The organism is Vibrio sp. 1-Bac 57 (assembly GCF_037546855.1).
GTDB lineage: Bacteria > Pseudomonadota > Gammaproteobacteria > Enterobacterales > Psychromonadaceae > Psychromonas.
This window is the reverse complement of sequence record NZ_JALAAC010000035.1, coordinates 35240-43546: the sequence shown is the minus strand read 5'-3', so window position 1 is coordinate 43546 and position 8307 is coordinate 35240. Positions and strand designations below refer to the sequence as shown.

Annotated in this window: 9 protein-coding genes and 4 tRNA genes; all 13 read right to left on the bottom strand. The window is 38.4% G+C overall.

What is annotated here, in order from left to right; genetic code table 11:
• Positions 1 to 92 precede the first annotated feature (92 nt).
• On the bottom strand, positions 93 to 593 hold the full coding sequence (locus MT391_RS17345) for a YehS family protein (protein WP_166371559.1): 501 nt from the start codon (positions 591 to 593) through the stop codon (positions 93 to 95).
• 59 nt (positions 594 to 652) lie between these two features.
• Positions 653 to 1711 (bottom strand): quinolinate synthase NadA, encoded by a 1059-nt coding sequence (nadA, locus tag MT391_RS17340; protein ID WP_166371557.1) that lies wholly within the window; start codon positions 1709 to 1711, stop codon positions 653 to 655.
• Positions 1712 to 1813: 102 nt separating this feature from the next.
• A tRNA-Lys gene (locus MT391_RS17335) sits at positions 1814 to 1889 on the bottom strand.
• Between the two features lie 193 nt (positions 1890 to 2082).
• Positions 2083 to 2158: transfer RNA gene (locus MT391_RS17330), tRNA-Lys, on the bottom strand.
• 192 nt (positions 2159 to 2350) lie between these two features.
• Positions 2351 to 2426: transfer RNA gene (locus tag MT391_RS17325), tRNA-Lys, on the bottom strand.
• Between the two features lie 158 nt (positions 2427 to 2584).
• Positions 2585 to 2660: transfer RNA gene (locus MT391_RS17320), tRNA-Lys, on the bottom strand.
• A 301-nt stretch (positions 2661 to 2961) separates the two neighbouring features.
• The gene (ybgF, locus tag MT391_RS17315) at positions 2962 to 3669 is read right to left on the bottom strand and encodes a tol-pal system protein YbgF (protein WP_240923607.1); all 708 of its coding nucleotides are present in this window, start codon (positions 3667 to 3669) and stop codon (positions 2962 to 2964) included.
• A gap of 40 nt (positions 3670 to 3709) precedes the next feature.
• A complete protein-coding gene (gene pal / locus MT391_RS17310) occupies positions 3710 to 4249 on the bottom strand; it encodes a peptidoglycan-associated lipoprotein Pal (protein WP_166371553.1) in 540 nt (179 codons plus the stop codon).
• A 28-nt stretch (positions 4250 to 4277) separates the two neighbouring features.
• The gene (gene tolB / locus MT391_RS17305) at positions 4278 to 5591 is read right to left on the bottom strand and encodes a Tol-Pal system beta propeller repeat protein TolB (protein ID WP_299668586.1); all 1314 of its coding nucleotides are present in this window, start codon (positions 5589 to 5591) and stop codon (positions 4278 to 4280) included.
• A 9-nt stretch (positions 5592 to 5600) separates the two neighbouring features.
• Entirely contained in the window at positions 5601 to 6758 is a 1158-nt protein-coding gene (gene tolA, locus MT391_RS17300; RefSeq protein WP_499499197.1) for a cell envelope integrity protein TolA, read from the bottom strand.
• A complete protein-coding gene (gene tolR, locus MT391_RS17295) occupies positions 6759 to 7190 on the bottom strand; it encodes a protein TolR (RefSeq protein ID WP_166371547.1) in 432 nt (143 codons plus the stop codon).
• Between the two features lie 5 nt (positions 7191 to 7195).
• A complete protein-coding gene (gene tolQ, locus MT391_RS17290; protein WP_166371545.1) occupies positions 7196 to 7879 on the bottom strand; it encodes a protein TolQ in 684 nt (227 codons plus the stop codon).
• Positions 7869 to 8273 carry a tol-pal system-associated acyl-CoA thioesterase gene (gene ybgC, locus MT391_RS17285; RefSeq protein ID WP_166371543.1) on the bottom strand — a complete coding sequence of 135 codons (405 nt, stop codon included), beginning with the start codon at positions 8271 to 8273 and terminating at the stop codon, positions 7869 to 7871. Before ybgC ends, tolQ begins: the two co-directional genes overlap by 11 nt.
• Positions 8274 to 8307 lie beyond the last annotated feature (34 nt).

The window sequence follows — 8307 nt, the reverse complement described above, 5'->3', positions numbered from 1 at the left end:
ATTAATGCCAGACTCTGACATATTAATAAATAATAGGCATAAAAAAACCGAGCTAGCTTGCTCGGTTTTTATCATACTTAAGACAGTCTATTTTATTCGACTTCTACTGCATCGGTACTTGGTTTAGTACCACGGAATTGCACGGTGATCCCGTCAATGAAACGACGTAATAATTGGTCGCCACAAGGTTTGAAGTTACGATGATCCGCTTTTCTGAATAAAGCAGATAATTCACCTTTAGAAACAGGGAAATTTGCAAGCTTCAGTGCATTTAGCATATCTTCATCTTTAAAGTTTAAAGCAATACGCAGCTTACGAAGAATATCATTATTAGATAATACAGCTTTAGCCGGTAATATTGCTGGAACAGCACCTTCTTTGCGACCACGTTTTTCGTAAATTAAGCCATCAAGAAAAAGTGACAATACGCTGTCACGACAAAAAACAAAACCTTCTGCATCTTCTTTTGCCATAATGCTGTGTAAAAAATCAACATTCATTTCGTTATCAACAGAAGCAAAAATTGCGAGCATTTTAGTATCGTTTAATTGCAGTGCAAAACGAACTCGACGTAAAACATCATTAGTAATCATATATTCTCAATAAGTTGTGTAAATAAATACTGTTATCAACAGTATTTAAAGTAAAACGCTTATGCGTTACCTTTAACTTTTAACTGTTGTTCAGCAGCAAAGTTTAACATTCTATCTAACGACACTAATGCGCCTTTGGCAACATCAGCATCAACATCAATCTCATGCCCATTGGCATCAGTTAACGCATTATAAATCGCTTTAAGGCCATTCATAGCCATCCAAGGACAATGTGCACAGCTGCGACATGTTGCACCATTTCCAGCAGTAGGAGCAGCCATCATCTCTTTGTCTGGGCAAGCTTGTTGCATCTTATAAAAAATGCCCGTATCGGTTGCGACGATCAATTTTTTATTAGGCAACGTTTGCGCTGCTTTAATCAATTGGCTTGTAGATCCTACCGCATCAGCTAACTTCACCACGCTTTCAGGCGACTCAGGATGCACTAAAACAGCCGCATCAGGATGCACAGCTTTCATATCACGCAAAGCACTTGCTTTAAATTCATCGTGCACAATACAGTCACCTTGCCACATGATCATATCAGCTTTAGTTTTGCGTTCGATGTAACTACCTAAATGGCGATCAGGCCCCCAAATAATCTTTTTACCTTCGCTATCAAGGTGCTCAACAATTTCGAGCGCGATACTTGAAGTAACTACCCAATCGGCACGTGCTTTTACCGCTGCAGATGTATTGGCATAAACAACGACTTCACGATCTGGGTGTTGGTCACAAAACGCTGAGAACTCTTCTACAGGACAACCGACATCCAGTGAACAAGTTGCTTCTAGTTCAGGCATTAGTACAGTTTTATGTGGAGTTAAAATCTTCGCAGTTTCACCCATAAAGCGTACACCAGCAATAATAAGTGTTTTAGCTTGATGGTCACGGCCAAAACGCGCCATCTCTAAGGAGTCCGCTACATAGCCACCTGTTTCTTCAGCCAAGGCTTGTATTTCAGGGTCGGTATAATAATGAGCGACAAGTACTGCATCTTTTTCAACAAGTAATTGTTTGATTTTAGCTTTATAATCGATTTTTTCCTGTGAAGATAACTCAACAGGTTTACCTGGAAACGGGTAATCCGATCCAACAAGCGGGGAAAATTGGCTCATTCTTAACTCTTAGAAATGGAAAAATAGATGCAAATTATAACAATTTGAAACAATAATTGTAATGAAAAATTTAAGGGAATATAAAAGGATAAATCAGGGGAGTGGTGGGCCGTGAAGGATTTGAACCTTCGACAAATGGATTAAAAGTCCACTGCTCTACCAACTGAGCTAACGGCCCATATCATTAAGATATAGTATGGTTTTAATTTCTAATTCACTTTTAAACTAAAAGTGAATCAATAGCTCTACCAACTGAGCTAACGGCCCATATCATTAAGATATAGTATGGTTTTAATTTCTAATTCACTTTTAAATTAAAAGTGTATCAATAGCTCTACCAACTGAGCTAACTATAAAATCACTTTAAAAAGTGGTGGGCCGTGAAGGATTTGAACCTTCGACAAATGGATTAAAAGTCCACTGCTCTACCAACTGAGCTAACGGCCCATATCATTAAGATATAGTATGGTTTTAATTTCTAATTCACTTTTAAATTAAAAGTGTTTCAATAGCTCTAACAACTGAGCTAACACCCATATAGTTTCATATGGCTTGGTTTTATTTTTGATATTCACTTTTAAATTAGAAGTGATTCAATAGCTCTACCAACTGAGCTGACTATAAAACCACTTTAAAAAGTGGTGGGCCGTGAAGGATTTGAACCTTCGACAAATGGATTAAAAGTCCACTGCTCTACCAACTGAGCTAACGGCCCATATAGTTTTATATTAAAAGTGTTTCAATAACTCTAACAACTGAGCTAACACCCATATAGTTTCATATGGCTTGGTTTTATTTTTGATATTCACTTTTAAATTATAAGTGATTCAATAGCTCTACCAACTGAGCTGACTATAAAACCACTTTAAAAAGTGGTGGGCCGTGAAGGATTTGAACCTTCGACAAATGGATTAAAAGTCCACTGCTCTACCAACTGAGCTAACGGCCCATATAGTTTTATATGGCTTGGTTTTATGCTTGACATTCACTTTTAAATTAAAAGTTTTTCAATAGCTCTACCAACTGAGCTAACAACCATATAGTTTGATATGGTGATGATTTTCAACTCTTCATGTGAGTTTTTTGTTAATAGTTACAACATGAGCTAAGTCACATGTCCCTCTCAACTGCGGCGTATAATATAGAATTTTTTTAATAGCGCAACAAAAAATTACTACTTTTATTTCATCTGCTGAGAAATTAAACAAAATGCAATTAATGCACTATTAATTCAAATTATATTGTTAATTTTATAATGCTTTTAAACGTTTAGCAGATAACCCTGCTGCCGAAGAACTTGGGTATTCAGTAATGGTTTTTTGATAAAAAGATCTTGCTGAATCTTTATTACCTAAGTATTCATCAATAATACCAATTTTAAACATTGCATCAGCACGTTTATTCGAGTCTGGGTACTTATCTGTTACAACTAAAAATGCAACACGTGCCTCATCTCGTTTTTTCTCTTTATATAAGAGTTGTCCTAACCAATATTGTGCATTAGGTACATAGCTTGATTTAGGGTGGTCAATCACAAAGGCTTCAAAAGCAGTGATCGCCTGCTCGTATTGTTTATCGTTGAGAACCAAATCTACTGCAGATTGATAAGCAGCCCTATCAGTTCCGTCACCAGTATCTTGATTAACAGGGGTTAATGCCCTAGATGAGTTAGTTGAACCTTTTTGACCTTCATCTATCATCTGATAAAGATTACGCTGTCTCTCTTCTATTTGCTCTAATTGATTAGCAAATACTTCCAATGAGCCTTTCATTTGGCTTACTTCTTGGCCGAGTTGATTAAGTTGAGTTTGAAAGCGAATTTGCATTTTATTGCGAGCGGTCATTACTCGAGTCAATTCGTCGATGCGATTCAGTAATTCTGCGTTAGTTGCAGTATTCACTGTTGCATCTGAAATAGGCGCAGCGGCATATAGTGGGTGAGAGATAAAAGCGGCCATTAGCATGGCCGCCTTAATAGTACTTTTATTCATAGGCGGATTAGTAAACTAATTCAGCACGACGGTTTTCAGTACGAGCCATCTCGTTATGTCCAAGATTAACTGGTTTTTCTTCACCGTAGCTTACGACTGTAATTTGACTAGCTGCAACACCCATGTTTTCTAGGTATGTTGACACTGCTAAAGCACGACGTTCACCAAGAGCGATATTGTACTCAGGTGTTCCTAGTTCATCTGCATGACCTTCAATCGTAATTGTTTTGTCAGTGTTATTTACTAAGTATTTTGCATGTGCGTCTAAGATCACAGCGTAATCAGGCATGATTAAAGATTTATCAAACTCAAAGTGAATAGTTGTTTTTAAGATAGCATCAGTATAAAGCTGAGCTAGTTGCTCTTCAGCAGTTAATTCGATTGCTTCAATAGTATTTGTTTGCACATCATCAACAACTTGTTCAACAGCTTGAGTTGCGTTTTTTTCTGCAGACTCTGCATCTACATCAGAATTTGAAGAACAAGCACCTAGCGCTAACATTGGTAAGGCTATTAACAAGCTTTTTGAAATTATTGAACGATTCATTTTATTTCCTTAGTACGTTTAAATTAAATTATTGTAAAAATGGTGACCATGCCGGAGACTTCACATCACCGTTGTTCGATGGAATATTCGCTTTAAATCGCCCATCCATCGAAACTAATGCTAAACCTTGTTTACCTTGGTAAACAGTGCTGTAAATTATCATACTGCCATTTGGGGCAATACTTGGAGATTCGTCTAACTTTGTTTTGGTTAACGTTCTTAATTCTCCTGAATCAAGGTCTTGCACGGCAATCATATAATTCCCATTGTGACGACTAACCAGTACTAGATTATCACCATCAGGGGTTATTGTTCCACCTAAATTTATCTCCCCTTCCCAGGTAATTCGTTTTGTTTTACCAGTTGTGAGCGATACTTGATAAATTTGTGCTCTTCCACCACGTTCTGACGAGAAGATAATAGATTTCCCATCTGGAGCCCAGCTCGGTTCGGTATCTATGACACGGTTTTTAGTCAATCGTTGCAAAGATTTTGTTAAAATATTAAAAGTATAAATCTCAGGCTGACCATCTTTTGATAGAACCAATGCTAACTGCGTCCCATCAGGAGACCACGTTGGTGATCCATTGATTTTAGGGAACGAAGTCATTAACTCACGCTTCTGTGTATACAAGTCTTGGATATAAATTTGTGAACGGCGTTTTTCAAAACTAACGTATGCTAATTTACGTCCATCGGGCGACCAAGAAGGTGACATGATAGGCTGTTTTGAACGCAACACTAACTTTTCCCCTTCCCCATCATAATCTGAGATACGTAATTGGTAAGGATGCGAGCTTTTTCGATCCACGGCAACATAAGCAATGCGTGTTAAAAACGCCCCTCTTTCTCCTGTTAATTTTTCATACACAATATCACTGATACGATGCGCATATTGACGTAGTTGATTTGTAGCGACGGTATTACGTCGTTTATCCATAATTGGATTATAATCAGCCATATTAACATTTCCCGTTAACACATCTAATAACTCAAAGGTCACAATATAATTACCCGGTTTAGTATCAGGTTTAACTTCCCCCATCACTATCGCTTCTATGCCGAGCTTTGTCCAAGCAGCATAATCGACTTCAGCACTGGTAGAGGGTGTTTTAGGCATGTTGTTGATAGATAATGGATTGAACTTACCACTACGCTGTAAATCGGCAGCAATAATTTCAGAAAAATTCTGCGGTTTTTTACCTTGTCCCAACCATTTAAATGGCACAACGGCAATCGGACGCGCGCTGTTGACACCTTCTGTGATCAAAATTTCTAATCGAGCTGATGCACTGCTACAAGCAGTGACCAGTACTAATGCCATAATAAATCGAATAAACATCTGCATTCCTTATAATTCAGGCTCTAATGTAATATCAAAATCCCGAAATTGAGAGATAATTTCAGGGTCTTTAGGAATAGGAAGTGTCTTTGCTTGTATGGTGGCACGACGCGCAGAATCACATAACCTTTTATCTCCACGGCTCATTCTTGCACTAAGCACTAAACCATCTGGAGCCAATTTTATTGCTAACGTACAACTACTCCCTTTCATACTCGGGTCAACTTTCCAATTGCGACTAATTTTGGCACGTATCAGCGCTTCATATTTAGCAATTTCAGATAGCTGTTTCGCGCTTCTGGCACTAGAGAAATCATCAGAAAACTCTGCCGCCATTTGCCTATCAAGTTCAGCTTGTCTCAAACGCTCTTTTTCCGCCGCAGCTTTACGCTTTGCTTCTTTCTCTGCTTTAATTTTAGCTGCTTTTTCCTTTGCAGCTTTTTCTTTGGCAGCCTTCTCTTTTGCTTCTTTTGCGGCCTTTTCCTTAGCGGCTTTATCTTTCGCTTCTTTTTCAGCTTTTTCCTTCGCTGCTTTTTCTTTAGCTTCTCTTGCAGCCTTTTCTTCTGCCGCTTTTTCTTTCGCTAAGTTTTCTGCTTTTACTCTTTCCGCTTCTTTTTTAGCTGCTGCTTTTTTTTCAGCATCTTGTTTTATCCTTAGCGCTTTAGCATCTTCTTCGGCTTTTTGTTTCTCTTTTAAAGCGCGAGCGGCATCATCGGCCTTTTTCTTTTCCTGTAATACCTTAGCCTCTGCTTCTGCTTTTTGTTTTTCCTGTAATGCTTGAGCAGCCGCTACTTTTTCTACTTCTAGCCGTTTTACTTCCTGTTGTTGCTTTAAAACTTCCTGCTCTTTACGTTGTACCGCTTCTTTTTCTGCTTTAATTTGGTCTTCTTTTTGCTTTTTAAGTCGCTCAGCCTCAGCCTGCTCTCGTTCTTTCTGTTGTCGTGCATCATCTATTTTTTGCTGCTTAGCTTGCTTATTTTTTTGCGCACTTTTAGCGAGATCATCAAGCATTTGTTGATTTATCATGGTCGCTTCAATAATAGATACCGCTTCTTTAGGCTTATCCTTAGGCAAAGAGAAGTCGACATTCATGAGCAACAGCCCACCAACAATAAGATGTAAAGAAAGCGCGGTAATGAATGCGATTAAATTTGTGCTTGTTTTCATTTATTGATCAGGCTCTGTCATTAAACCAAGTGATGGAACGCCCGCTTGCTGCAGCAACACCATTAAATCAATTACGGTTTTGTAATTCACATCACCGTCACCTTTAACAATAAATTGAGAGTTAGGGTCAAGTTCCAATTGTCGCTCAACAAGTGCAGACATCTCTTCTGCTGCCAATGGGGTATCGACACTATCGCCAACACTTAAGTAATATTGACCTTGTTTATCAATAGAGGCGATCAGCGGTGGTGTTGTATCCTCAGGCAACGATTCCGCTACTGCCTGTGGTAAGTCAACTTTAACGCCTTGTGTCACGAGAGGAGCCGTTACCATAAAGATAATCAGTAGTACCAACATTACATCAATGTAAGGCACAACATTTATCTCTGCAATGACACGTTTGCGTCTAGGAGTACGATAAGAATGTTGCATATAACTTACTCACCCTCAGTCATTGCTTGACGATGTAATATTGAAGTAAACTCTTCCATTAAATTAATGTAAGACGTTTCTAACTGCCCAACTTGGGTTGAAAATTTGTTATAAGCCATTACAGCTGGAATAGCTGCAAATAAACCCATCGCTGTTGCAATCAAAGCTTCAGCAATACCCGGAGCAACCATTGACAATGTGGCTTGTTGAACTTCACCAAGTGCGATGAATGAATTCATAATCCCCCATACTGTACCAAACAAACCAATATAAGGACTGATTGAGCCAATAGTAGCAAGCACTGGCAACCCGGCTTCTAACTCATCCATTTCACGCGATAGAGTAACGCGCATTGAGCGATGTGCACCATCAATCACACCTTCAACTTTACGTCCAGGCATACGATGTAAACGGGAAAACTCTTTAAATCCCATATAAAATATTTTTTCGCCACCATTAACACGCTCATTACGTGCTGCCGTTTCTTTGTATAAACGACTTAAATCATGACCAGACCAAAAACGATCTTCAAAGTGACTAAGTGCACTCTTGGCTGCTTTAAGCATTCTCGAACGCGAAAAGATCAACGTCCATGAATAAATAGACATGCCTAAGAGCAATAACATAACCGACTTTACAAGCAAACTTGCTTGTAAGAATAACCCTAAAAATGACATATCAGCGTGCACGAGTAATTACCTCAATTATTTCTGTTGGAATAGCGTTTGGTTTCATTTTTTGTAAATTTACGCAAGCGATTAGAGTATCAGCTTGGCAAAGAAGTTCCCTACTATCATTGAAAATTTTCTGTGTGAACATCAAACTCGCTTTGCGGTAAGACGTCACTTCTGTTTCGACATTAATCAACTGGTTAAAACGTGCTGCTTTTATGCAATCCATTTCCACCTTTTTCACCACAAATGCAATATTCTGCTGTAATAGCGTATCTTGTTGAATATCATATTCACGTAAAAACTCTGTGCGGCCTCTTTCAAAAAATTTCAAGTAGTTGGCATAATAAACAATGCCACCCGCATCGGTATCTTCGTAATATATACGAATTGGTAAAGTTGAAATTAACACTCGGCTCCCTATTCACTAATAATAAAAAACATGA